The 24,362-nt window shown below is 64.5% G+C and carries 19 protein-coding genes, 1 other RNA gene and 1 pseudogene; 2 read left to right on the forward strand and 19 right to left on the reverse strand.

Going from position 1 to position 24,362, the window contains the following annotated elements:
- Positions 1-123: 123 nt before the first annotated feature.
- Entirely contained in the window at positions 124-2,835 is a 2,712-nt protein-coding gene (secA, locus tag AC13FW_RS07765) for a preprotein translocase subunit SecA (protein ID WP_296247242.1), read from the reverse strand.
- A gap of 177 nt (positions 2,836-3,012) precedes the next feature.
- Positions 3,013-3,963: a M23 family metallopeptidase gene (locus AC13FW_RS07770; RefSeq protein ID WP_282266381.1), complete on the reverse strand. Its 951-nt coding sequence runs from the start codon at positions 3,961-3,963 to the stop codon at positions 3,013-3,015.
- A 12-nt stretch (positions 3,964-3,975) separates the two neighbouring features.
- Here AC13FW_RS07770 and AC13FW_RS07775 point away from each other — a divergent pair, with 12 nt between their 5' ends.
- Positions 3,976-4,410 carry a DciA family protein gene (locus AC13FW_RS07775; protein WP_482988725.1) on the forward strand — a complete coding sequence of 145 codons (435 nt, stop codon included), beginning with the start codon at positions 3,976-3,978 and terminating at the stop codon, positions 4,408-4,410.
- 226 nt (positions 4,411-4,636) lie between these two features.
- Here the strand turns inward: AC13FW_RS07775 and lpxC are convergent, their stop codons facing one another.
- The 14 genes and pseudogenes from lpxC to mraZ form a co-directional block, all read right to left on the reverse strand.
- Positions 4,637-5,548: a UDP-3-O-acyl-N-acetylglucosamine deacetylase gene (lpxC, locus tag AC13FW_RS07780; protein WP_296247247.1), complete on the reverse strand. Its 912-nt coding sequence runs from the start codon at positions 5,546-5,548 to the stop codon at positions 4,637-4,639.
- A 284-nt stretch (positions 5,549-5,832) separates the two neighbouring features.
- Positions 5,833-7,059, reverse strand: a complete 1,227-nt coding sequence (ftsZ, locus tag AC13FW_RS07785; RefSeq protein WP_296247249.1) for a cell division protein FtsZ — start codon at positions 7,057-7,059, stop codon at positions 5,833-5,835.
- A 216-nt stretch (positions 7,060-7,275) separates the two neighbouring features.
- Complete coding sequence (ftsA, locus tag AC13FW_RS07790; RefSeq protein WP_282266374.1) at positions 7,276-8,511, reverse strand: cell division protein FtsA; 1,236 nt, start codon at positions 8,509-8,511, stop codon at positions 7,276-7,278.
- Entirely contained in the window at positions 8,508-9,236 is a 729-nt protein-coding gene (locus tag AC13FW_RS07795) for a cell division protein FtsQ/DivIB (protein WP_481614707.1), read from the reverse strand. Before AC13FW_RS07795 ends, ftsA begins: the two co-directional genes overlap by 4 nt.
- 91 nt (positions 9,237-9,327) lie before the next feature.
- Positions 9,328-10,764, reverse strand: a complete 1,437-nt coding sequence (gene murC, locus AC13FW_RS07800; protein WP_482988726.1) for a UDP-N-acetylmuramate--L-alanine ligase — start codon at positions 10,762-10,764, stop codon at positions 9,328-9,330.
- 43 nt (positions 10,765-10,807) lie between these two features.
- Positions 10,808-11,905 (reverse strand): undecaprenyldiphospho-muramoylpentapeptide beta-N-acetylglucosaminyltransferase, encoded by a 1,098-nt coding sequence (murG, locus tag AC13FW_RS07805; protein WP_482988727.1) that lies wholly within the window; start codon positions 11,903-11,905, stop codon positions 10,808-10,810.
- Between the two features lie 184 nt (positions 11,906-12,089).
- A pseudogene (ftsW, locus tag AC13FW_RS07810) lies at positions 12,090-13,224 on the reverse strand (putative lipid II flippase FtsW); the annotation flags it as partial.
- Positions 13,224-14,309, reverse strand: a complete 1,086-nt coding sequence (gene mraY, locus AC13FW_RS07815) for a phospho-N-acetylmuramoyl-pentapeptide-transferase (RefSeq protein WP_303748895.1) — start codon at positions 14,307-14,309, stop codon at positions 13,224-13,226. The gene mraY and the pseudogene ftsW, both read right to left, overlap by 1 nt.
- Positions 14,299-15,681: a UDP-N-acetylmuramoyl-tripeptide--D-alanyl-D-alanine ligase gene (locus tag AC13FW_RS07820; RefSeq protein WP_482988728.1), complete on the reverse strand. Its 1,383-nt coding sequence runs from the start codon at positions 15,679-15,681 to the stop codon at positions 14,299-14,301. The genes mraY and AC13FW_RS07820 overlap by 11 nt, the downstream gene beginning before the upstream one ends.
- Positions 15,678-17,156, reverse strand: coding sequence for a UDP-N-acetylmuramoyl-L-alanyl-D-glutamate--2,6-diaminopimelate ligase (locus AC13FW_RS07825; protein WP_482988729.1), 1,479 nt, complete (start codon positions 17,154-17,156; stop codon positions 15,678-15,680). Before AC13FW_RS07825 ends, AC13FW_RS07820 begins: the two co-directional genes overlap by 4 nt.
- A gap of 8 nt (positions 17,157-17,164) precedes the next feature.
- A complete protein-coding gene (locus AC13FW_RS07830; protein ID WP_296250027.1) occupies positions 17,165-19,027 on the reverse strand; it encodes a peptidoglycan D,D-transpeptidase FtsI family protein in 1,863 nt (620 codons plus the stop codon).
- On the reverse strand, positions 19,024-19,287 hold the full coding sequence (gene ftsL / locus AC13FW_RS07835) for a cell division protein FtsL (protein ID WP_282266357.1): 264 nt from the start codon (positions 19,285-19,287) through the stop codon (positions 19,024-19,026). The genes AC13FW_RS07830 and ftsL overlap by 4 nt, the downstream gene beginning before the upstream one ends.
- Complete coding sequence (gene rsmH / locus AC13FW_RS07840; protein WP_482988772.1) at positions 19,284-20,252, reverse strand: 16S rRNA (cytosine(1402)-N(4))-methyltransferase RsmH; 969 nt, start codon at positions 20,250-20,252, stop codon at positions 19,284-19,286. The genes ftsL and rsmH overlap by 4 nt, the downstream gene beginning before the upstream one ends.
- A 14-nt stretch (positions 20,253-20,266) precedes the next feature.
- Positions 20,267-20,713 carry a division/cell wall cluster transcriptional repressor MraZ gene (gene mraZ / locus AC13FW_RS07845; RefSeq protein ID WP_282266355.1) on the reverse strand — a complete coding sequence of 149 codons (447 nt, stop codon included), beginning with the start codon at positions 20,711-20,713 and terminating at the stop codon, positions 20,267-20,269.
- Between the two features lie 328 nt (positions 20,714-21,041).
- Here mraZ and AC13FW_RS07850 point away from each other — a divergent pair, with 328 nt between their 5' ends.
- A complete protein-coding gene (locus AC13FW_RS07850; protein WP_296250025.1) occupies positions 21,042-21,818 on the forward strand; it encodes an NRDE family protein in 777 nt (258 codons plus the stop codon).
- A gap of 545 nt (positions 21,819-22,363) precedes the next feature.
- Here the strand turns inward: AC13FW_RS07850 and rnpB are convergent.
- The 3 genes from rnpB to rsmI all read right to left on the reverse strand — a co-directional run bounded on the left by rnpB (position 22,364) and on the right by rsmI (position 24,339).
- An RNA gene (gene rnpB, locus AC13FW_RS07855) (RNase P RNA component class A) lies at positions 22,364-22,715 on the reverse strand.
- Between the two features lie 45 nt (positions 22,716-22,760).
- Positions 22,761-23,525, reverse strand: coding sequence for a hypothetical protein (locus tag AC13FW_RS07860; RefSeq protein ID WP_482988730.1), 765 nt, complete (start codon positions 23,523-23,525; stop codon positions 22,761-22,763).
- Positions 23,503-24,339: a 16S rRNA (cytidine(1402)-2'-O)-methyltransferase gene (gene rsmI / locus AC13FW_RS07865; RefSeq protein WP_482988731.1), complete on the reverse strand. Its 837-nt coding sequence runs from the start codon at positions 24,337-24,339 to the stop codon at positions 23,503-23,505. The genes AC13FW_RS07860 and rsmI overlap by 23 nt, the downstream gene beginning before the upstream one ends.
- Positions 24,340-24,362: the final 23 nt, after the last annotated feature.

The raw sequence follows: 24,362 nt of genomic DNA on the forward strand, positions 1-24,362 counted from the left end.
CCCCCCCGCCCCCCCCCCCCCCCCGCCCCCGCCCCCCCCCCCCCCCCACCCCCCCCCCCCCCCCCCCCCCCCACTACAGGGGCAGATGCCCAAAAAAAGCCCCGCACTTGGCGGGGCTTTCCATCAGTTCAGTTGACCGTGGCAGTGCTTGTACTTCTTGCCACTTCCGCACGGACACGGGTCGTTGCGGCCGACCTTGGGCGCGTTGGCCTCGTCGATCACCTCCGCTGCTTCCTCGTCGGCGCTGTAGCCGCCGTTGTCCTGGTGCTGGAACTGCGACATCTGCAGGCGTGCTTCGGCCTGCTGGCGCTCCAACTGCTCCATTGCCGCTACTTCTTCCTCGCTGCGCACGCGCACGCGCGACAACATGGTGATTACTTCGCGCTTGACGTCCTCCAGCATCTGCGAGAACAGCTCGAAGGCCTCCTTCTTGTACTCCTGCTTGGGCTGCTTCTGCGCGTAACCACGCAGGTAGATGCCCTGGCGCAGGTAATCCATGCGGGCCAGATGCTCCTTCCAGCTCTGGTCGAGCACGGTCAGCATCACGTGCTTTTCCAGTGCGCGCATGGTCTCGGCGCCAACCGCCGCTTCCTTCTGCGCGAAATGCTCGTCCACGCGGTCGATGACCTTCTGCACGATCGCCTCGGCATCCAGTTCTTCGTGCGCCTTGACCAGGCCAACCACGTCCATCTCCACGCCGAACTCGCCTTCCAGCGTGGCCTGCAGGCCCTGCAGATCCCACTGCTCGTCCACCGAGTTCGGCGGCACGAAACGGGAGACCAGGTCATAGATCACGTCGCCGCGGATGCCGTCGATGTTTTCCTTGACCGACTCGGCGTCCAGCAGCTCATCGCGCTGGCCGTAGATCACCTTGCGCTGGTCGTTGTTGACGTCGTCGAAGTCGAGCAGGTTCTTGCGGATGTCGAAGTTGTGCGCTTCAACCTTGCGCTGTGCCTTCTCGATCTGGCGGCTGACCATGCGGTCTTCGATGACGTCGTCTTCCTTCATGCCCATCATGCGCATCGCCTTCTGCACCCAGTCAGAGGCGAAGATGCGCATCAGGTTGTCTTCCAGCGACAGGTAGAAACGGGACGAACCCGGGTCACCCTGACGACCGGAACGGCCGCGCAGCTGGTTGTCGATACGGCGCGATTCGTGACGTTCGGTGCCGACGATGTGCAGGCCGCCAGCCGCCTTGACTGCCTCGTGGCGTTCCTGCCACGCCGCCTTCAGTGCGGCCTTCTGCTCGTCGCTGATGTCTTCACCCAGCTCGTGCAGTTCGGTTTCCAGCGAGCCGCCGAGCACGATGTCGGTACCACGGCCGGCCATGTTGGTGGCGATGGTGACCGAGCCCGGACGACCAGCGTTGGCGACGATGGTCGCTTCGCGGTCATGCTGCTTGGCGTTGAGCACTTCGTGCTTCACGCCAGCCTTGCGCAGGTGCTCGGACAGCATTTCCGAGGTTTCGATCGAGGTGGTACCCACCAGCACCGGCTGGCCGCGCTTGGCGCATTCTTCAATGTCGGCCAGCACCGCGTTGAACTTGCCCTTGCGATTGAGGAACACCTGGTCCGGGTAGTCCTTGCGCACGGTCGGCTTGTTGGTCGGGATGACCAGCACTTCCAGGCCGTAGATGCTCTGGAACTCGAACGCTTCGGTATCGGCCGTACCGGTCATGCCGGACAGCTTCTTGTACATGCGGAACAGGTTCTGGAAGGTGATGCTGGCCAGCGTCTGGTTCTCACGCTGTACCGGCACGCCTTCCTTCGCTTCCACCGCCTGGTGCAGGCCGTCGGACCAGCGACGGCCGGCCAGGGTACGGCCGGTGAATTCGTCGACGATGACGACTTCGCCATCACGCACGATGTAGTCCACGTCACGCTGGTAGATGGCGTGCGCGCGCAGGGCGGCGTTGAGGTGGTGGACGACGGTCAGGTTCTGCGCGGCGTACAGGCCGTTGTCGTTGTCCGCACCGATGATGCCGGCTTCGCGCAGCAGCTCTTCGGCGTGTTCCATGCCGGCTTCGGACAGGAAGACCTGCTTGCCCTTCTCGTCGACCCAGTAATCGCCCTCGCCTTCCTCGGTTTCCTGCTTGACCAGGCCCGGCACCACGCGGTTGACGCGGATGTACAGCTCGGGGGAATCGTCGGCCGGACCGGAGATGATCAGCGGGGTACGCGCCTCATCGATCAGGATGGAGTCGACTTCGTCGACAATGGCGTAATGCAGGCCGCGCTGGTAACGGTCGGCGCGGGTCAGCGCCATGTTGTCACGCAGGTAGTCGAAGCCGAATTCGTTGTTGGTGCCGTAGGTGATGTCGCTGCCGTAGGCCTCGCGCTTGTCGCTGTGCGGCATGCCCGGGTAGACCACTCCGACGCTCATGCCCAGCCAGTTGTACAGCTTGCCCATCTGCGCCGAGTCGCGGCGGGCCAGGTAGTCATTGACCGTGACCACGTGCACGCCCTTGCCTTCCAGCGCGTTGAGGTAGACCGGCAGCGTTGCCACCAGGGTCTTGCCTTCACCGGTACGCATTTCGGCGATCTTGCCCAGGTGCAGGACCATGCCGCCGATCAGCTGCACGTCGTAGTGGCGCATGCCCAGCACACGCTTGGAGGCTTCGCGGCAGACCGCAAACGCTTCCGGCAGCACCTTGTCCAGGGCTTCGCCAGCGGCGATGCGCTCACGGAACTCGGGGGTCTTGGCCTTCAGCTGGTCATCGGAGAGCTTCTGGATCTCCGGCTCCAAGGCATTGATCTTGGCGACGATACGGTTGAGCTGGCGAAGCTGGCGCTCGTTACGGCTGCCAAAAACGCGGGTAAGCAGGCTGTTGATCATTGAAGGAACCGGTTTGAATGAAATGCCGTGCGACCTGGCTCACCCCCTGGGTTCACCGGTCACAAACGAAACAGGGCGCAATGCGCCCTGTCGATGGCAACGCCTATTGTAGCTTGGGGCGAACGCTTGGGATTCAAGCTCCCCAAAACAAGTCAGCCGAAGCTGACTTGCCACCCATCAGCCACGGCTGAGCCGGCCGACCGGCGTATTGCCGCCCTCGCCGAGGAATTTGCGCGGATTCATCACCACGCCGTTCTGCCAGACCTCGAAATGCACGTGGGCGCCGGTCGAGCGACCGGTGGAGCCGGCCTTGGCCACTTCCTGACCAGCCCGCACCAGCCCGCCTTCGCGCACGGTCAGGCGCGAGTTGTGCGCATACAGGGTCTTGTAGCCGTTGCCGTGGTCGATCTCGACCACATTGCCGTACCCACCCTTCACGCCTGAGAAGCTGACCACACCGTCGGCCACGGCCAGCACCGGGTCGCCAACGCGGGCGTGGAAGTCCATGCCCTTGTGGTTGCCAACACCGCGGCCGAACGGGTCGGCACGGCCACCGAAGCTGGAGGTGACGTAGGTGTTGCGGATCGGCATGCGCGAGGGCACGGCGTTCTGTTCGAGCTGGTGGTCGAACAGCAGCGATTCCATCACCGACAACTGCTTGCCTGAAGCAGCGAACCGCTGCTCCAGCACCTGTAAGTCGGTGTTTACCGCGCTGACCGGGATGTCCTGGGTCGGGCCGGGTTCGCCTTCACCCATACCCGGGGTTTCCTGGAAGTCGAACTCGCCGTCTTCCAGCTTGCCCATCTGGGTCAGGCGCTCACCCAGGGCGTTGAGCCGGGTGGCCTGCGCCTGCAGCTCGCCGAGGCGGGCGGCCAGTGCGTTGACCTGGGTCTGCGCATCGGCGCGAACCTTGGCCAGCTCCTGCTGCTGATGGTCAACCTTGGACTGCAGCGCCGCATCGCCGGCCATGCCGATGGCGAAGCTCAGGGCCACGCCCATCAGGCAACCAAGGCCAAGTACGCTACCCAACAGGGCTTGAGGACGATCCTCAAAGAACATCTGAACACGTGAAAACGGCGTCTTGGCCTTTTGTTCACGCGTTTTGATTACGATCTTTTTAAATGTCATTGAAAAATTCTTATGTCAGAGCCGAAATCCAGTGTTCGTTCCCGTTCCGCGCCCAAACAGGCGCTGGAAGCGGCGATGGCGGACAAAGCAGGAAATCCGCTGCGCCGGGCCCTGTGGCTCGATGCGATGGACCGGCAATTGCGCCCCCATTTGCCGCCGGCGCTGGTTAACCGTTGCCGGTTGGCCAATGTGGACGGCGAACACCTCGTTTTTCTCGTCGAATCGCCGGTGTGGCACGCCAAAGTAAGGCTTGCCGAAGACCAGCTGCTCGACGCGGCCCGATCCATCGGGCTGAAGGCCACCCGGGTGACCGTCAAGACTGCGACCGCGTCCGCGCACTCCCCAGTGCGTAACGATCAACGCAGCACAGCAGTAAGCGAAGCCACGCATAAAGGACTGCGTGACGCCTTGGATGCCCTGCAGGATGTCAAATCAACAAAGTCCTGAAGGGCCGCCGGGGGCCTGATCGGCCCCGGCCTCCAACCAGCCGTTCAAAGGACCGGATTGGAGCCAGCAGGAATCCTAGCCGCGGAATGCAGCGAAGGAGTTAGTCTTTTGTTAATTAAAAGTTAAATTCAGGCTGAAAGCCTGATCGGGTTCACACAACGACTACAAATGGGAGTAGTCGTGCTCTGTGAAGGCCACGTCTCTTACGGCCTCACCGCTATTTAACTCAGGCGTAGGCCGGGATGCCGTACTGCACCGGCTCGGGAGCCACCGGCGAGTCGTAGCTGACCCATTCCCAGGCGCTCTGGTCGGCCAGAAGGGCACGCACCAGCTTGTTGTTGAGCGCATGCCCGGACTTGAAGCCCTCGTAGGCGCCCAATACCTGTCCGCCGGCCAGATACAGGTCGCCGATGGCGTCCAGGATCTTGTGGCGGACGAATTCGTCGGTGTAACGCAGGCCGTCGTCATTCAGCACGCGGAACTCGTCGAGCACGATGGCATTGTCCATCGAGCCGCCCAGGCCCAGGTTGCGCTCACGCATGTACTCCAGGTCACGCATGAAGCCGAAGGTGCGGGCGCGCGAGATTTCCTTGATGTAGCCGGCCGTGGAGAACTCGATCTCCACCCGCGACTGCTTGGCCGGGATCATCGGGTGATCGAACTGGATGGTGAAACCCAGTTTGTAGCCTTCATACGGCGAAAAGCTGGCGATCTTGTCGCCGTCGCGCACTTCCACCGTCTTGAGGATGCGCAGGAAGCGCTTGGCCGCGCCCTGCTCGACGATACCCGCCGACTGCAGCAGGAACACGAATGGGCCGGAAGAACCGTCCATGATCGGCAACTCGGCCGAGGACAGTTCGACGATGACGTTGTCCACGCCGAGACCGGCCAGGGCCGACATCAGGTGTTCGACGGTCTGGATCTTGGCACCTTCACAGGTCAGGCCGGTGCACAGGGTGACCTCGGTGACCAGATCGGCACGCGCCGGGACTTCCACCACCGGATCCAGGTCCACCCGTCGGAACACGATGCCATGGTCAACCGGTGCCGGGCGCAGGGTCATGTAGACCTTGTCACCGCTGTGCAGGCCGACGCCGGTGGCGCGGATCGTGTTCTTGAGAGTGCGTTGCTGGATCATGTGTATGTAAGGCCGGAGGGGCCGCGCAGGCGCAGCCAAAGGGACAAACAAGAATAACACGCGTTAACACGCGCCCTTTACAGCGTCAGATTCGGCCGTCAGCTGCCGTCCAGTACCGAAAATATCGCCGGGCCGGCCTTGGCCCGGCGATAAAGGACATGGTCTTTCCATCGGGGTGGACAGCCCCGACGTATCAGCTCTGCATCCAGGAGCCGGCCAGTCCGACCCGCCGCGCCGTTGCCAGCGCAAGCGATGGTCGGGCCTGGATGGCCCCCGCTACCGCATCAGTCAGCCTGGCGGCGCAGGAACGCCGGGATGTCCAGGTAGTCATTCGGCAGCTCTGCAGCAGCCGGCGACGCCGACGGGGTGGAAGCAGACACGGTGTCCGAGCTCGGACGACGCAGGCCCATGCCCATGGTGTGACCCACGGCCTTGGCCACGGCGTCGGCCGGGCTTTCGTACTCGTCGAACTCGGCCTGGCCGGTGGTGGCGTTGCGCACCAGCTTGATCGGGCCGCGCTCGCCCGGACGCTGAGCGTTCTTGGCAACGGCACGGTTCAGGCCGGTGGCAACCACGGTCACCTTGATCTCGTCACCCAGATCCGGATCGATCACGGTGCCGATCACCACGGTGGCGTCTTCCGAAGCGAAGGCATGCACGGTGCGGCCGATTTCGTCGAACTCGCTCATGGTGATGTCGGTGCCGGCGCTGATGTTGACCAGCACGCCATTGGCGCCGGCCAGGTTCACGTCGTCCAGCAGCGGGTTCTGGATCGCGGCTTCGGCAGCTGCCTGGGCGCGGTCATCACCACGTGCGGTGCCGGTGCCCATCATCGCCAGGCCCATTTCCGACATCACGGTGCGCACGTCGGCGAAGTCGACGTTGATCAGGCCCGGACGCACGATCAGATCGGCGATGCCCTGCACGGCGCCCTGCAGCACGTCATTGGCAGCGCGGAAGGCCTGCACCATGGTGGCGTTGCGGCCGAGCACGGTGATCAGCTTTTCATTCGGGATCGTGATCAGCGAATCGACGTGCTGGCTCAGCTCCTCGATGCCCTTCAGCGCCACCTGCATGCGGCGACGGCCTTCGAACGGGAACGGCTTGGTGACCACGGCCACGGTCAGGATGCCCATTTCCTTGGCCAGCTGTGCCACCACCGGTGCAGCACCGGTACCGGTGCCGCCGCCCATGCCGGCGGTGATGAACACCATGTCCGCACCCTGCAGGGCGTCCATGATGCGCTCACGGTCTTCCAGTGCGGCCTGGCGGCCGACTTCCGGGTTTGCGCCTGCGCCCAGACCCTTGGTTACGTTGGTGCCCAGCTGCAGCTGCAGCTTGGCACCACAATTCTTGATGGCCTGCGAGTCGGTGTTGGCAGTGATGAATTCCACGCCATCCACGCTGCTGTTGACCATGTGCGCCACGGCGTTGCCGCCGCCGCCGCCCACGCCAACGACCTTGATCACCGCGTTCGGTGCCATCTTTTCAATCAGTTCGAAATGCGCCATGTCCATGTCCTCTCTATTGCCGTGATTGGTTCGGGCATCCGGGAAGAATCCTTCTCCTTCTGCGCCCGCCCGCACCGGCGAGTTGTTTTAGGTGTACCGCTTCGGGTCGCCCCTGCACGGTGGTTGTTGCTTGCTTCAATGACTGCGTTACTGCACTTCGTCTTGCCTTACTGCTTGCCTTCTGACTGCCTCACTGCCCTACCACCGGTACCGCGCTCAGAACTCGCCGCGGAACCAATTCTTCAATTTGTTGAACATGCTGCCGGCGCGCCCGGTGGGCAGCGACGGGCGACGCGGATGTTCGATCTGGCTGCCCATCAGCAGCAGGCCCACGCCGGTGGCATGCACCGGGTTGCCGACTACTTCGCCAAGGCCGGTGACGTGCTGCGGAATGCCTACACGCACCGGCATCTGCAGCATTTCCTCGGCCAGCTCGACCACGCCTTCCATCTTCGAGGCGCCGCCGCTGAGCACCAGGCCCGCACGCACCATCTCCTCGAAGCCGGAACGGCGGAGCTCGGCCTGCACCATCTCGAAGATTTCCTCGTAACGGCCCTGCACTGCCTGCGCCAGCGAATGACGCGGCATGCGACGCGGCGGGCGATCGCCGACGGATGGCACCTGGATGCTTTCCTCGGCGGTTGCCATCTGCGCCAACGCGCAGGCGTAGCGCACCTTGATCTGCTCCGCTTCCGGGGTCGGCGTGCGCAGCATGTGGGCGATGTCGTTGGTGACGTGGTCACCAGCAATCGGCAGCGATGCGGTATGGCAGATCGCGCCCTGCACGAACACCGCGATGTCGGTGGTGCCGGCGCCGATGTCGACCATCACCACGCCCAGCTCGCGTTCGTCGGCGGTCAGCACCGCCACGCTGGAGGCCAGCGAGGACAGCACCAGATCGTCCACCTGCAGACCGCAGCGCTGCACGCACTTGCTGACGTTTGCGGCTGCAGACTGTGCACAAACCACCAGGTGGGCATGCACTTCCAGGCGCACGCCGGTCATGCCGACCGGATTGCGGATGCCTTCCTGCGAATCGTCCAGCACGTACTCGCGCGGGATCGCATGCAGGATCTTCTGGTCGGCGGGGATGGCCACGGCCTTGGCCGCTTCCAGCACGCGATCCAGATCGCCCCAGCTCACTTCGCCTTCGCGGATCGGGGTGATGCCCTGCGAATTGCGGCACTGCACGTGGTTGCCGGAGATCGAGGCGTACACCGAACGGATCTCGCAGCCGGCCATCAGCTCGGCTTCCTCGATGGCGCGCTGGATCGACTGCACGGTGGATTCAATATCCACCACCACGCCGCGCTTGAGGCCGCGCGATTCGTGCGAGCCGATGCCGATGACCTCGATCGGGCTGCCCGGCGAGTACTCGCCGACCAACGCCACCACCTTGGAGGTGCCGATATCCAAGCCAACGATCAGTGATTTGTCACCCTTGCGGTTCATGTCCTGTCCTGCGTCTGCTTTGTTGCCGGCGGCGGGGTTCCCCAGCTCAGCGTGAATCCATTGGTATAGCGAAGGTCGGCGCGCACGATCGGCACCTGGGTGCGGGTCAACTGCGGCAGCACGCGCACGAAACGGCCCAGGCGCGAGCGCGCATCGTTGCGTCCGATGATCACCTCGGTGCCGTTGTCCAGCCCCAGTGACCAGCTGCCGCGCGCGTCCATCGCGACTTTGCGTACGTCCACACCGGCCGGTGCGAACAGTGCGCGCGAATCGTTGTACAGCTCCACCACTTCGGTGGTCATGCCATCGGGGCCATCGAGTTCGGGCAGCGGCGCGTTCTCCAGGCCATGCGGCACCGCGAACAGACGCCCCTGTTCGGACAGCAGGCGATCCTTGCCCCAGCGCGCAAACGGACGGTGCTCGACGATGCTCACTTCCAGCACATCCGGCCACTGCTTGCGGACCTGCGCGCTTTCCACCCAAGGCAGCTTCTCAACCGCCGCCTGTGCGTCCTGCAACTTCACCGCGAAGAAGCCCGAGCGTGCATATGGAAGCAGGGTTTTCTGCAGGTCTTCCGCCGGCACCCGCTTGAACTCACCGTGCACGCGCAGCTTGGCCAGCGGCCAGCGCTCGGCGCCGACCCAACCGTTGACCACCGCGACCACCGGCAGCACCACCAGGGCGATGGCCAGCAACCAGGCGAGCATGCGCAGGATGGCATTCATCGTGCGCCCTCCCCTGCAGCGCGGCCGCAGGCCACCGTCGCAGCCCGCAGTGCGGTTGCGTGGGTACGGCTCGGCGGCAGCGCGACAGACATCATTCGCCCTTGTTCTCCTTGAAACCTTCGGTGATCACCTGCTGGGCAACGCCGCCGATGTCGCCGGCCCCCATCATCAGCAGCAGGTCACCGTCCTGCAGTACGTCCGGCAGCACCGAGCCCAGGTCGGCGGCATGACCGACCACCACCGGCTCGCTGCGGCCGCGGGCACGGATCGCACGCGCCAACGACTTGGAATCGGCACCGGGAATCGGTGCTTCGCCGGCTGGATAGACCTCGCTCAGCACCAGCGCGTCCACTTCCGACAGCACCGCTGCAAAGGCATCGAACTGATCGCGGGTGCGGCTGTAACGGTGCGGCTGGAAAGCCACCACCAGGCGCTTGTCCGGCCAGCCGCCACGGGCAGCGGCAAACACTGCTTCCAGCTCACGCGGGTGATGACCGTAGTCGTCGATCACGCGCACCTTGGCACCCTTGTGGGTGGTGACTTCGCCCAGGTCGTTGAAGCGACGGCCAACGCCTTCGAACTTCTCCAGTGCCGAGGCGATATCTTCCGGTGCCACGCCCAACTGCCAGGCCACCGCGGCGGCGGCCAGTGCATTGAGCACGTTGTGCTTGCCCGGCAGTGCCAGGGTGACCGGCACGCTGGTGCCTTCCGGCAGGCGCAGGGTGAAGCGCATGCGCGGGCCATCCTGCACCACGTCCTCGGCGCGCACGTCGGCATTGCTGCTCAGGCCATAGCTCATCACGTGACGCGGGGTCTTGGCAGCCAACGCAGCCACTTCCGGATCATCGATGCACAGCACCGCCAGACCGTAGAACGGCAGGCGCTGCAGGAACTCGGCGAATGCTGCCTGCACACGCGCGAAGTCGTTGCCGTAATTCTCAAGATGGTCGGCGTCGATGTTGGTGATCACCGCCACCAGCGGGTTCAACCGCAGGAAGCTGCCATCACTTTCATCGGCCTCGGCCACCAGCCACTGGCCGCCGCCGAGCTTGGCGTTGGCACCGGCCGCCAGCAGCTGGCCGCCGATCACGAAGGTCGGGTCCAGCTTGCCCTCGCTCAGGATCGCGGCGGTCAGCGAGGTGGTGGTGGTCTTGCCGTGGGTACCGGCGACGGCGATGCCGCGACGGAAGCGCATCAGCTCGGCCAACATTGCCGCACGCGGCATGATCGGAATGCGCTGGCTGCGCGCTTCCATCAGCTCGGGATTGTCGTCGCGGATGGCGCTGGAGACCACGATGCAGTCGGTGCCCAGCACGTTGGCGGCGGAGTGACCGCGCATCACGCGCGCGCCCAGCCGCGCCAGACGGCGGGTGGCGGCGTTGTCTGCATTGTCGGAACCGGAGACTTCATAGCCCAGGGTCAGCATCACTTCGGCGATGCCGCTCATGCCGGTGCCGCCGATGCCGACGAAATGCACGCGCGGGAACGCACGGACCAGGTCGGTGGTGTCGTTGAGGCGGCGGATCATGCCAGGCCTCCGGTGTGGCTGGCGCGGGTGCGCGGTGCCGTGTTCATGCTGCTTCCTCAAGAATGATGTCAGCGATGCGTTCGGCCGCATCGACCTTGGCCAACCCACGCGCGGCCTGTGCCATCTGCATGCGGTGGCCGGGAGTGTTTGCCAGCGTGCGCAGCACGCCTTCCAGGTTGGTTGCCAATGCGTCGTCCTGCTTGAGCAGTTCGGCGGCACCGCGTTCGACCAGATATTCGGCATTGCGGGTCTGGTGGTCGTCGACCGCGGCGGCGAATGGCACCAGCACGCTGCCGATACCGACGGCGCACAACTCGGCCAGGGTCGACGCGCCGGAACGGCACACCACCAGATCGGCCCAGCTGTAGGCGGCCGCCATGTCCTTGATGAACATGTCGACGCGGCCTTCCACACCAGCAGCGCGATACGCCTGCAGCGCTTCTTCGTGCAGCTTCTCGCCGCACTGGTGCCAGACCTCGATGGCGACGCTGTCACCCAGCGCGGCCAGGGCCTTGGGCATGGCGTTGTTCAAAGCGCGAGCGCCCTGGCTACCGCCCAGCACCAGCACCCGCATCGGCCCACTGCGACCGGCCAAGCGCTGCTCGGGTGCCGGCAATGCAGCGATCTCGGCACGCACCGGATTGCCGACCACTTCTTCCTTGCCACCGGCAAAGCTGCCCGGGAAGCCGGACAGCACGCGGCGCGCGAAACGCGACAGGATGCGGTTGGTCATGCCCGGCGCGCGGTTCTGTTCGTGCACCAGCAACGGCAGGCCATGCAGGCGGGCGGCGATGCCACCCGGACCGGAGGCAAAACCACCAAAGGCCACCACCGCACGTGGCTTGCGATCACGCAGCACATACCCTGCGCTGCGAATCGCGCGCATCACCCGGATCGGTGCACCCAGCAAGGCCAGCTTGCCCTTGCCGCGCAGGCCGGAGATGGCCAGCGTGTCGACGTGGATGTCGTGCTGCGGCACCAGGCTGGTTTCCATCGCGCCGTCTGCACCCAGCCAGGTGACCGGGATGCCGCGCTCGCGCAGCACCTTGGCCACGGCCAGACCCGGGAAGATATGGCCGCCGGTACCACCGGCCATGATCATCACCGGACGCTGGTCCTTGTTGGTGTTCGAGGAGGCCATTACGCAATCCTCCCGAAGGTCGGCTCGACACGCTGCTGCATGCGGCTGGTGCCACGTGCTGCGCTGCTCTGCGCTGCGGCGGCAACCGAGGTCGCGGTATCCATGCGCGGCTCGACCGGTGCTGCGCCGTGCACTTCGGCAGCGTCAACTTCGACGCCGTCGAGGTCCTCACGGACTTCCTGGCGGCGCACCGCACGGTTGTACTCGTAGGACACGCGCAGCAGCAGGCCCATCGCCACGCAGGTCATCATCACGCTGGAGCCGCCAGAGGAAATCAGCGGCAGGGTCAGGCCCTTGGTCGGCAGCATGCCGAGGTTCACGCCGATCGAGACGAAGGTCTGCAGGCTGATCCACAGGGCGATGCCGAAGGCGATGTAACCGGCAAAGTGGCGACGCATTTCAATGCAGCGCATGCCCAGCCAGAACGCACGGCCAACCAGCAGCACGTACAGGCTGATGATGCCGCACACGCCAAGGAAACCCAGCTCCTCGGCGATCACCGAGAAGATGAAGTCGGTATGCGATTCGGGCAGGTAGTTGAGCTTCTGGATCGATGCGCCCAGGCCCACACCCGTCCATTCGCCACGGCCGATCGCCATCAGCGCGTTGGACAACTGGTAACCCGAACCCAGCTGGTCCTGCCACGGGTCCATGAACGAGGTGACACGGCGCATGCGGTAAGGCTCGAAGATCACCAGTGCGATCAGGCCCGGCAGCAGCAGCAGCACCGGCAGGATGATGCGCTTGATCTGCGCCCCGCCCAGTACCAGCATGCAGGTGGTGATGCCCAGCAACAGCATCGACGAACCAAAGTCGGGCTGCATCAGCAGCAGCACGACCAGCACGCCAACCACGCCGACCGGCTTGAGCATGGCCTGCCAGGTGGCATTGACCTCGTCGCGGAAGCGCACCAGGTAGCTGGACAACCAGACGATGTACAGCACCTTGACCGCTTCCACGGTCTGGAACTTGGAGATACCAAGGTTGATCCAGCGCTGCGCGCCATTGACGCTGCTGCCCAGGCCCGGTACGAACACCACGATCAGCAGGGCGAAGCAGCCCAGCAACAGCAGCTGGTTGTACTTCTCGATTTCCTTCAGCTCCACACGCATCGTCACGCCAGCCAGGACCACGCCGATGGCGATGAAGATCAGGTGGCGGGTGAGGTAATAGAACGGACTCTGCGTCAGCGCGATGGAGCTGGAAGCCACCATCACGACCCCGATCGAAGCCAGCGCCACGGCGGCGCCGAGCAGCCACTTGTCGTAGCTGCCACCGATGGCTTCAAGTCGGGTTGCCTGACGCGAGTAATCGTCCATCAGCGCACCTTTAGCGTTGCCAGGCCGATCAACACCAGCACCACCGAGATGATCCAGAAGCGCACGATCACGCGCGGCTCCGGCCAGCCCTTCAGCTCGAAGTGGTGATGGATCGGCGCCATGCGGAACACGCGCTTGCCGGTGAGCTTGAACGACGCCACCTGGATCATCACCGACAGGGTTTCGATCACGAACACGCCGCCCATGATCACCAGCACCAGTTCCTGGCGCACGATCACCGCGATGGTGCCGAGCACCGCGCCCAGCGCCAGCGCGCCGACGTCGCCCATGAACACCATCGCTGGATAGGTGTTGAACCAGAGGAAGCCCAGGCCCGCACCGGCAATCGCCGCGCAGATGATGACCAGTTCACCGGCACCGGGAATCTGCGGGATCTGCAGGTAGCTGGAGAACACCGCGTTGCCCGAGGCATAGGCGAACACGCCCAGCGCACAGGCCACCAGCACCGTCGGCATGATCGCCAGACCGTCCAGGCCATCGGTCAGGTTGACCGCGTTGGAGAAGCCGACAATCCAGAAATAGGCAATCGCGACGAAGCTGATGCCTGCCAACGGCAGCGCAATCGACTTGAACATCGGGATGTAGAAGGTGAGCTCAGCCGGCACCACCGCGGTCTTGTACAGGAACAGACCGGCGGCCAGGCCGAAGATTGACTGCAGCGCGTACTTCCAACGCGACTTCAAACCATTCGGGTCGCGCTTGGCGATCTTCAACCAGTCGTCGTACCAGCCGATCGCACCGAAGCACAGCATCACCACCAGCACCAGCCACACATAACGGTTGCGCAGGTCACCCCACAGCAACACCGAGACCAGCACCGTGGTCAGGATCAAGCCGCCGCCCATGGTCGGCGTGCCGGCCTTGGAGAAGTGCGACTGCGGGCCGTCCTTGCGGATCGGCTGGCCGCCCTTGAGCTGGGCCAGGCGGCGGATGGCCATCGGGCCCAACCACAACGACAGCGACAATGCCGTCAGGGCGGCGAGGATGCCGCGGAAGGTGATGTAGTTGAACAACCGGAACAGGCCGTCCAACTGCTGTAGCCAACGGGCCAATTCAAGCAACATGTGTAGTGTCCTCGCCGCGCTTCAACAGCGCAGTCACGATCTTGTCCATGGCGCTGCCGCGCGAGCCCTTGACCAGGCAACGCACACCAGCATGAAGTTCGGTTTCCAGTGCGGCAGCCAGCGCGGCGTGGGAGTCGAAGTGACGCCCGCCTTCGCCGAAGGCCGCCGATGCCGCTGCGCTCAGCGGACCCAGCGAGTACAGACGCTTCAGCCCGGCTTCGCGGGCGCGCTGGCCGGCCTGCGCATGCAGCGCCTGTGCGTCCGGGCCCAGCTCGCGCATATCGCCCAGCACCAGCCAACCTTCGCCCTTGCCCGCAGCCAGCGCGGTGATCGCCGCTGCCAGTGAACCCGGGTTGGCGTTGTAGCTGTCATCGATCAGCACTGCGCCGTTGTCCAACACGTGCGCCACCTGGCGACCAGCCACCGGGCGCGCCTGCGCCAAGCCACCGACCACCAGCGGCAGCGCAATACCAGCGGCCAACGCCATCGAGGCGGCGGCCAATGCATTGAGTACGTTGTGCCGGCCGGGCAGCTGCAGCACCACCTCGGCATCGCCTTGCGGCGTACGCAGCTGGAAGCGGGAACCAGCCTCGTCCAGCACGATGCCGGTCGCGGTGACGTCGGCACTGACCTCCAGACCAAAGCGGATCACCCGGTGGCTGCCGGCGCGCGAGGCGAAGTACGGCGAGAACGCATCGTCGGCGTTGACCACCGCAACACCGCCATCGCGCAGGTCGTCGTAGACGGCTCCCTTGGTGTTGGCGATCTCCAGCAGGCTGCCCATGCGCTCCAGGTGTGCCGGGGCGACGTTGTTGACGATGGACACGTCCGGTGCGGCGATAGCGGTCAGGTAAGCGATATCGCCCGGCTTGCCGGTACCCATCTCGTAGATGGCGAAGTCGGCATCTTCCGGCGCATCGATCACTGCCAGCGGCAGGCCGATCTCATTGTTGCGGTTGCCCGGCGTGGCATATACATGCTGGCCAAGCACTGCAGCAGCGTGCTGCATCACCGCCAACAGCAGGTTCTTCACGCTGGTCTTGCCGTTGCTGCCGGTGATGGCGAACACGCGGGTAGCGCGCTGCTGCTGCATTGCTGCTGCAATCTTCGCCAGCGCCAGTTCGGTATTGGCGACCACGACCTGCGGCACTTCCAGCGGCAACAAGCGATCCACCAGCAAGGCGCTGGCGCCCTGCTCGACCGCGTTGGCTGCAAAGTCGTGGCCATCGAAGCGCTCACCGCGCAGGGCGACATACAGGCTGCCCGCTGCCAGCGTGCGCGTGTCGTTGCTGACCGCATCGATGCTGGCGTCGTCGCCATGGATTTCGCCACCGGCCCAATGGGCAATCAGCGACAGCGGCGTGCGCTTCATGGACGCACCTCCGCAGCAGCGGAACGGCGCGCCTGCAGCGCACGCGATGCCACGTCGGTGTCATCGAAAGGATGTTTGATACCTGCAATCTCCTGGTAGGGCTCATGGCCCTTGCCGGCGATCAACACGATGTCGCCAGCCCCTGCCTGTGCGACCGCGGCGTCGATGGCGCGGGCGCGATCGCGCACCACGTTCACCTGCGCAGGCGTCACAAACCCGGCCATGATGTCGGCGACGATCACGTCACCATTCTCGCCGCGTGGATTGTCGTCAGTGACGAACACCACGTCGGCCAATTCCTCGGCAATCGCCGCCATCTGCGGACGCTTGCCGGTGTCACGCTCGCCACCACAACCGAACACGCACAGCAGGCGGCCATCCAGATGGCCGTGCAGGCTGCGCAGTGCCTGTTCCAGCGCATCGGGAGTGTGGGCGTAATCGATGACCACGGTCGGCTCGCCCTGACCGCCGAGGCGGTTCATGCGGCCGCGGATCGGCTGCAGCTGGCCCAGCACCTCGGCGATGCTTGCGCTGGTTTCGCCCAGGCCATGCAGCGCACCGGCCACGGCCAGCAGGTTATCGACGTTGAAGCGGCCCAGCAGCGGCGAGCGCAGCGCATGGCGCTCGTCGCCGATGACCAGGTCGAAACCCAGGCCCTGCCCGTCCAGCACCAGCTTCTCGGCGCGGATGGTGGCGCCCGCCTGGCCGGTCGAACTCAACCCGATCGCCTGCACGTCGGCTGCCAGCGTGGTGATCAGTTCACGACCGAAGGCGTCGTCCAGATTGATCGCCGCTGCCTTCAAACCCAGGCGATGGAACAGCTTGGCCTTGGCCGCGCCGTACGCTTCCATGTCGCCGTGGTAATCGAGATGGTCGCGGGTGAGGTTGGTGAACACCGCCACGTCGTAGTGCACGGCATCGACGCGGCCCTGGTCCAAGGCATGCGAGCTGACTTCCATCGCCACTGCCTTGGCACCGCCATCGCGCAGCTGTGCCAGCACTTCATGCATCTGCAGCACCAGCGGCGTGGTGAAGCCGGTCGGCACTACATCGCCGTACAGGCCAACACCCAAGGTACCGATCGAGCCGCTGGGCGTGCCCAGCAGATGCCAGGCTTGGCCGAGCAGCTGCACGGTCGAGGTTTTGCCGTTGGTGCCGGTAACGCCGACCATGGTCATCGCGCGCGAGGGTTGGCCGTGGAACTGGTCGGCCATCGCGCCCATGCGCGTACGCAAACCGGGCACGGCGATGGCATCGGCCGGTGCCGGCAGTTCGGCCGGTGCCGGCGGATCAAACAGGATTGCGGCCGCGCCGGCGGCCTTGGCCTGTTCGACAAAGCCCAGGCCATGCGCACCAAAGCCGGCGATTGCGACGAACGCATCACCGGCGCGCACATGCCGTGAATCCAGAACCAGGCCGCCGATCTGCGGGTCCTGCGGCAGGACCAGATCGGGCAGCAACTGTGACAACTTCATTGTGTGGCTCACTGGCGCACCTCCGTGGCGGCAGGCGTCGGAGCGACGGCCGTCGGCAGTGCGGCATCAAATTCGGCCGTGGCGTTCGGCGCCTCGTCCGGGTCCTGCGGAATCGGCAGCGGCGCAGCACTGCTGCCTGGCTTGCCTCCTACCTTGCCGGCGGCCTGCGCGGCCAGCCACGACTGGATGTCGTCCGGCGGCACGTCCATCAGGCGCAGCGTGCCTTCCATCACGTGGTGGAACACCGGCGCGGAGACCAGACCGCCGTACTGCAGCGAGCCTTGCGGGTCGTTGACCACGATCACCGCGGCGTAACGCGGCGCGGTTGCCGGCACGACACCGGCGAACAGCAGGTTGTAATGGCCACGCTCGTAGCCATTGGGGCCGTTCTTGCGCGCGGTGCCGGTCTTGCCGGCCACGTGGTAACCAAGAATCGCCGCCTGCTTGGCGCCGCCATTGGTGACCACGGTTTCCATCATGCGCACGACTTCGCGCGCCACTTCCGGGTCGATGACCTGGCGTGCTTCGTTGCGTTGGCCCTTGATGAAGGTCGGCTGGATCACCTGCCCGCCATTGGCCAGCGCCGAGTACGCCTGCGCGATCTGCAGCGGCGTCACCGACAGGCCGTAGCCGTAGGACATGGTGGTCTTGGTGGTGCCATACCAGCTCGGGCTGCCCGGGCGCGCGACAACGCCGGCAGATTCGCCGGGGAAGCCGCTGTTCGGGGCAACGCCGTAGCCGAAGCCACGCACCGAGTCGTAGAAGGTCTGGTCCGGGATACGCGCCACGATCTTGGCCGCGCCGATGTTCGAGCTGCGGGTAATCACGCCGGTGACATTCAGCACACCGTTGTTTCGCGGCACGTCGCGGATGGTGTAACGGCCCAGCGACATGTAACCCGGATTGGTGTCGATGATCGTGTCCGGCGTCACCACGTGGTTCTGCAGCGCGGTGGCAATGGTCAGCGGCTTCATCGTCGAACCGGGTTCGACCAGATCGGTGACCGCGCGGTTGCGGCGCGTGTCCGGGGTCGCACCACTGATCGAATTCGGGTTGTAGGTCGGCAGGTTGGCCATGGCCATCACTTCGCCGGTGGCCACGTCCATGATCACGATGGAACCGCCAGCCGCCTTGTTGGTGGTGACCGCATTGCGCAGCTCGCGCATCGCCAGGAACTGGATGCGGCGGTCGATGCTCAGGGTCAGGTCCTTGCCGGGTTCGGCAGGACGCACCAGGTCGATGCTCTCGACGATCGCGCCTTTGCGGTCGCGGATGACGCGCTTGGCGCCCGGCTTGCCGCGCAGCCATTCATCGAAGGCCAGCTCCAGCCCTTCCTGGCCAAGATCATCGATATTGGTGAAGCCCAGCACATGCGCCATCGCCTCACCCTGCGGGTAATAGCGACGGAACTCGCGCTGCGAGAACACGCCCGGAATCTTCAGCGCGACCACCTGCTCGGCAACGTCCGGATTGATCCGGCGGCGCAGGTACATGAATTCCTTGTCCGCCTTCTGGGTCAGCTTGGTGGTCAGCTCGTCCACCGGCAGCGACAGCGCGCGCGCCAGCTCGGGAATACGCTCAGGCGTGCGCAGCAGTTCCTGCGGATTGACCCAGATCGATGCCACCGGCGTGGACACCGCCACCGGCTCGCCATTGCGGTCGGTGATCATGCCGCGCGAGGTCGGGATCGGCACATCGCGCAGGAAGCGTGCTTCGCCTTCGCGCTGGTAGAAATCGTTGTTGATCAGCTGCACATACGCGGCACGGCCGACCAGCGTCACCGCACACAGACCCAGCCCCACGCCAACCATCAGCATGCGGTTACGCAGGTTGAACTGCGTGCGGGTACGGTTGCGGCTGGGCTTGTTCATGGCCGGATCACCACGATGTCAGCGGCCTCGGGGAACTTCATGCCGAGGCGGCCACGGGCTTCCTGGTCCACGCGCGTGGCCTGGGCCAGGGTTGCCTGCTCCAGCTGCAGACGGCCGAACTCGATGTTGATCTCGTCGCGCGCGTGTTCCAGCTTGGACAGCTCCACGAACAGCTGGCGGTGGCGATGGCGCATGAACACCACGCCGATTGCCGAGGCAATCGTGCACGCCAGCAGGACGATCAACAGCAGGCGGCTCATCCGGCCACCTCACACTTCTGGGCCACGCGCAGCACCGCGCTGCGCGAGCGCGGGTTCATCGCCAACTCGTCGTCATTGGCCTTGATGGCACCGCCGATCAGCTCCAGCGTCGGCACGAAGGCCTGCAGTTCCGGCAGCCGGCGATTGGTCGGCGGCGCCTTGGCATGGCGATTCATGAACTGCTTGACGATGCGGTCTTCCAGCGAGTGGAAGCTGATCACCGCGAGGCGGCCACCGGGCTTGAGCCGCGCCATCGCTGCGTCCAGGCCGGCTTCAAGGTCGGCCAGTTCGCGGTTGATGTGGATGCGGATGGCCTGGAAGCTGCGCGTGGCCGGATGGATCTTGTCCTTGCCACGCGGCATTACCGAGGCGATCAGCTCGGCCAGTTCAGCGGTACGCGTGAACGGCTGCTTCTCGCGACGGGCAACGATGGCGCGGGCGATGCGACGGCTCTGGCGCTCATCGCCATAGGTGAACAGCACGTCGGCGATTTCGCGATCTTCGGCGCGGTTCAACCACTGCGCAGCGCTTTCACCCGAGTCCGGGTCCATACGCATGTCCAGCGGGCCGTCCTTGCCGAAGCTGAAACCACGCTCGGCCACGTCGAGCTGCGGCGAGGACACGCCCAGGTCGAACAGAACGCCGTCCAGACCGGCAGCGGTTTCGCTCCAGTCCAGCAGATCGGCAAAGCTGCCGCGATAGATCGAGACACGGCCGTCCGGCGCGAAATCGCGCTCGGCCACGGCAATGGCCTCGGGGTCCTTGTCCATGACCAGCAGGCGCCCATCCGCGCCAAGCTGGCGCAGCACGCCGCCAGCGTGACCGCCACGCCCGAACGTGCCATCCAGATAAGTACCGTTTTCGATCACCCTCAGGCCGTCAAGGACCTGGGTGTACAGCACCGGCAGGTGAGCTGCCGGCGGCTGCGACACCGTTGGGTGACCGGCCTGCGCTTCACCGCGCACCCGGGCACCCCGGCTCACAACTTGAGATCGAGAAGCCCATCGCCTAGATCCTCGTCAGACAACGTCTGCTGGATCAGTGCGCGATGCGCTTGCTCGCTCCACAATTCGAACTTGTCACCCATGCCCATCAACACTGCTTTCTTCTCGATGCCCACCGCGCTGCGGTGACTGGACGGCAGGCTGATACGGCCATTGCCATCCAGTTCCAGATGGGCGGCCGAGCCGACAAGCTTCTGCTGCAGGGTGCGCACTACGCGCTGGGTATTGGGCTTTGCCATTACGTCGTCCCGCACCCGCTCCCACTCCTGCTCTGAGTACAACCACAGGCAACCGGCTTCGAACGGGTTGTAGGTCAGCACAAGGCGATTACCACTGGCGCGCGCAACCAGGTCGCGGTAGGCGGTTGGCACCGCCATGCGTCCCTTGTCGTCAACCGTGATGGCAGTCTCACCTTGAAACACGCCTGAGGCACCCGTTCGTTCGTTTTGCTTGGGAAGTTATTGAACCACGAAAAACCACAAAAAACCCGGTTTCCCCTCTGATGCCCACCTTAGCAGCGCGCCTAGGGTTGTCAACAACTTTCACCACACAAAATCACGTGCCGCATCAATGGCTTGCACCAATCTTTAGAGAGTTGTTCAAGGTTTATCCACAAGTTACTGGTTTACTTCAAATTTTGAGATTTGTATGAAATTCAGTGGTGTAGAGGCTGCGTGAAAACGGGGCCACAGCCCAGCCGCCATTCAGCCGCACGTGGCTGACACCCGCGCAAAACGGCACACTCCGTGCATGTGCCTTGTCGCCCTCGCCTGGAAAACCCACCCGCATTGGCGCCTGCTCATGGCCGGCAACCGTGACGAGTTCCACGCCCGCCCCACTGCGCCCATGCAGCGCTGGTCATCGCCCTCCGACAACGTGATCGCCGGCCGCGACCTGCGCTCCGGCGGCAGCTGGGTGGGGGTGAATGTGTACGGGCAAGCCGCCGTGGTCACCAATGTGCGTGACCCGAGCGCAGCCACCGGCGGACCTTCGCGTGGCGAGCTGATCGCCAGCTACCTGGCTGGCGGACAGCCGGCCACGGACTATGCCGACACCCTGGCCAGCCGGGCGCAGGAGTTCGCACCGTTCAATCTATTGGTCGCCGACGCTGAAAGCTGCAGCTATCTCGGCAACCACCCGCAGGCCCGGCAGGATCTGGCGCCAGGCGTGCACGGCATGTCGAACGGCGCATTGGATGCCCCCTGGCCCAAGACCCGGCGCTTGATGGGCGTACTTGAGGATTGGTTGGCCACCGGTAGTGACGGTCTGGAGCCGCTCTGGGCCGCGCTGGCCGATGAGCAGCAGGCGCAGGACGCTCAGCTGCCATCTACCGGCGTTCCTTTGGAGTTGGAGCGATTGCTATCGAGCGCCTTCATACGCGGAACCGACTACGGCACCCGCGCCAGCACCATCGTGGCGATCGACCAGGATGGTGGCGGTTTCATCCACGAACGCCGTTTCGGCCCGGATGGCGTGTATCTGGGGGAGACACGCATGGAGATTGGAGAAGAAGATTTTGGCTCCTAGTTCCCTCCCTTTCGCCGCAGCTTGATCCCCTCCCTTTCGCCGCAGGCGAAGGGGAGGGTTAGGGAGGGGTGCTTTGGCTTTGGCTTTGACCCACAGCGAAAGCAAGATCAAAAGCTCCCCCATCCGCCCTACGGGCACCTTCCCCCGCAAGCGGGAGAAGGGAAAGAACACAGCAAGGCAGGAACAACAGCCAAGGCCAAAGCCACGGCAACAGCAACAGCAACAGCCAAAGCCAAAGCCAAAGCCTCAGCAAAAGCCAGAGGCAGAGGCAGAGGCAAGAGCAAGAGCCACAACCACAATCACAATCACAATCAGGGCTAGAACTGGAGCCGAAAGCAGAGCAAAAGCCACAGCCACAAAAGCTACAGCCGCACTTTCCCCACCACGATGCACAGCGAGCCAAGCAAAAAATCCGAAGAGCAACAGCCCCCTTTAGTAAAGGGGGCGCGCCGACAGGCGCGGGGAATTGGAAGGCTAAAGGCCTGGGGCCCAAAGTTTTGCCACGCAAAACTTTGGGGCTTTTTCTGCCCGGCGGGCAGAAAAAGCGGCGGAGCCGGCCGATAAGCCGGGTTTTGTCGTGGACAGTCATTCCTCTAGGCGCTACGTCACCGTAACGCTCAAGCAACCTACCCGGACCCGACGCGGGCCACGCCATTAGGTCCCTATTTGGTCTTGCTCCAGGTGGGGTTTGCCGTGCCGGTCTGTTACCAGACTCGCGGTGCGCTCTTACCGCACCATTTCACCCTTACCGGCCTCTCGAAAGAGACGTAGGCGGTATCTTTCTGTTGCACTTTCCGTCGGCTTGCGCCGCCCAGGCGTTACCTGGCACCTTGCCCTGTGGAGCCCGGACTTTCCTCGGCACTCCCGAAGGAATGACGCGACTGTCTGGCCGACTCCGCCGCGCGTATTGTCGCACGTCCAGCACCACACCGGCCGATCATTTCATTCAGCTGCAAGCATCCGGTAACGCAGCGGTCGCACGCCGTCATGCGTGAATGACAGCAACCAACCTTCATGCAGGATGTCGATCTGCTGGAAGTCCGCATGCGCGCCGCTGCCCAGCAACTGCCGCGACAATTCATCCAGGGCCGCCAGAGCCCAGCTGCGCAGCACTGCAGGATCGGCATCTTCGACGAAAGCCACCGCCGGCAACGGCCAGTTGTCGTACAGCAACAACACATTGCGCGATTGCCGCGCATAGCCCGGTTTGTGCAGGACCTGGCGCTTCTTCTCCACCGCCCAGCGCATCACTTCCACCCACAGCCGCTCAGGCTCATCGCCCGCCCATGGACTACCTTCATAGGTGTCAGCCAACAACTGCCGCAGCAGCGGGCTATCCCATTCGGCACGTGCCTCTTCGGCGCGATGCTGCGGCACCGGCCGCACCCAGCCGGAATTGATGCCGTTCAACTTGGCCTGCACCTGCTTGAAGGCCTCAGGCACCACTTCCATGCATTCCACGCCGACCCGGTCATTACCGGTGTCCAACATGAAGTCCGGGCTTTCGCGTTTACGCACCCGCAGCGGATAGACCAGCTCCGATGCCCAGGCGGTCAACCAGCGCACCATCATCCAGCGCTCGCGCTGGGTCTTGATCTCGCCGCCAGTGCCGCCCGCCAGCGGGTGCTCGCGCAGGTCCAGTTGCTGGCGCAGGCTGGCAGCATCGGCCGCCGCCCACATCGCCTCAGTCGTTGCTGCCCTGTCCATACAAAGCCTTGCGCGGCGCGCCGCTCAGTTCGGCCGCCAGCTTGGCGGCAGTGGAAGGTGGCAGGTGCTCGTTCAATTTGGCGTATAGACGGCGGCCTTCGGCGATCTTGGCTTCTTCATCGTCGCCGGCGCCCTGCACCATCACCACGAACTCGCCCTTGCGCTGGTTGTCGTCAGCCAGCACCTTGGCCAGCAGTTGCTCCAGGCTGCCATCAAGCACGGTTTCGAACAGCTTGGTCAATTCGCGCGCCACCACCGCCGGACGTTCACCACCAAAGGCCGCCGCCATGTCAGTCAGCGATTCGGCGATTCGGTGCGAGGATTCGTAGAACACAAGGGTGCCGGTCTCGGCCGCCAGTTTGTTCAGGCGTTCGCGTCGGGCCGCGCCCTTGGCCGGCAGGAAACCTTCGAATACAAATCGATCACTGGGCAATCCGGCCACGCTCAGGGCAGCAATTGCCGCGCAGGCGCCTGGGATTGGGCTGACCTTGACCCCCGCCACACGCGCCGCGCGCACCAGACGAAAGCCCGGGTCGCTGACCAGCGGCGTGCCGGCATCGCTGACCACCGCCAACGACTCACCGCCCAGCAGGCGTGCCACAACGCGTTCGGCCATCGCCTCTTCGTTGTGGTCATGCAGCGCCACCAAGGGTTTGCTGATGCCGAAATGCGATAACAGCTGACCGGTATGACGGGTGTCTTCCGCGCAGATGGCGGCCACCGAACGCAGCACCTCCTGTGCACGCGGGCTCAGATCGCCAAGGTTGCCAATCGGCGTGGCAACGACATACAAGGTGGCAGCAGCAGTACTCATCATCGGTATTTCCGTGGGCCAAG

The organism is Stenotrophomonas sp. 21LCFQ19 (genome assembly GCF_056861425.1).

Bases quoted from the DNA above. Each gene is read 5' to 3' on its own strand.
- secA (WP_296247242.1), bottom strand. From the start codon at position 2,835: ATGATCAACAGCCTGCTTACCCGCGTTTTTGGCAGCCGTAACGAGCGC.
- AC13FW_RS07770 (WP_282266381.1), bottom strand. From the start codon at position 3,963: ATGACATTTAAAAAGATCGTAATCAAAACGCGTGAACAAAAGGCCAAG.
- AC13FW_RS07775 (WP_482988725.1), top strand. From the start codon at position 3,976: ATGTCAGAGCCGAAATCCAGTGTTCGTTCCCGTTCCGCGCCCAAACAG.
- lpxC (WP_296247247.1), bottom strand. From the start codon at position 5,548: ATGATCCAGCAACGCACTCTCAAGAACACGATCCGCGCCACCGGCGTC.
- ftsZ (WP_296247249.1), bottom strand. From the start codon at position 7,059: ATGGCGCATTTCGAACTGATTGAAAAGATGGCACCGAACGCGGTGATC.
- ftsA (WP_282266374.1), bottom strand. From the start codon at position 8,511: ATGAACCGCAAGGGTGACAAATCACTGATCGTTGGCTTGGATATCGGC.
- AC13FW_RS07795 (WP_481614707.1), bottom strand. From the start codon at position 9,236: ATGAATGCCATCCTGCGCATGCTCGCCTGGTTGCTGGCCATCGCCCTG.
- murC (WP_482988726.1), bottom strand. From the start codon at position 10,764: ATGATCCGCCGCCTCAACGACACCACCGACCTGGTCCGTGCGTTCCCG.
- murG (WP_482988727.1), bottom strand. From the start codon at position 11,905: ATGGCCTCCTCGAACACCAACAAGGACCAGCGTCCGGTGATGATCATG.
- mraY (WP_303748895.1), bottom strand. From the start codon at position 14,309: ATGTTGCTTGAATTGGCCCGTTGGCTACAGCAGTTGGACGGCCTGTTC.
- AC13FW_RS07820 (WP_482988728.1), bottom strand. From the start codon at position 15,681: ATGAAGCGCACGCCGCTGTCGCTGATTGCCCATTGGGCCGGTGGCGAA.
- AC13FW_RS07825 (WP_482988729.1), bottom strand. From the start codon at position 17,156: ATGAAGTTGTCACAGTTGCTGCCCGATCTGGTCCTGCCGCAGGACCCG.
- AC13FW_RS07830 (WP_296250027.1), bottom strand. From the start codon at position 19,027: ATGAACAAGCCCAGCCGCAACCGTACCCGCACGCAGTTCAACCTGCGT.
- ftsL (WP_282266357.1), bottom strand. From the start codon at position 19,287: ATGAGCCGCCTGCTGTTGATCGTCCTGCTGGCGTGCACGATTGCCTCG.
- AC13FW_RS07850 (WP_296250025.1), top strand. From the start codon at position 21,042: ATGTGCCTTGTCGCCCTCGCCTGGAAAACCCACCCGCATTGGCGCCTG.
- AC13FW_RS07860 (WP_482988730.1), bottom strand. From the start codon at position 23,525: ATGGACAGGGCAGCAACGACTGAGGCGATGTGGGCGGCGGCCGATGCT.
- rsmI (WP_482988731.1), bottom strand. From the start codon at position 24,339: ATGAGTACTGCTGCTGCCACCTTGTATGTCGTTGCCACGCCGATTGGC.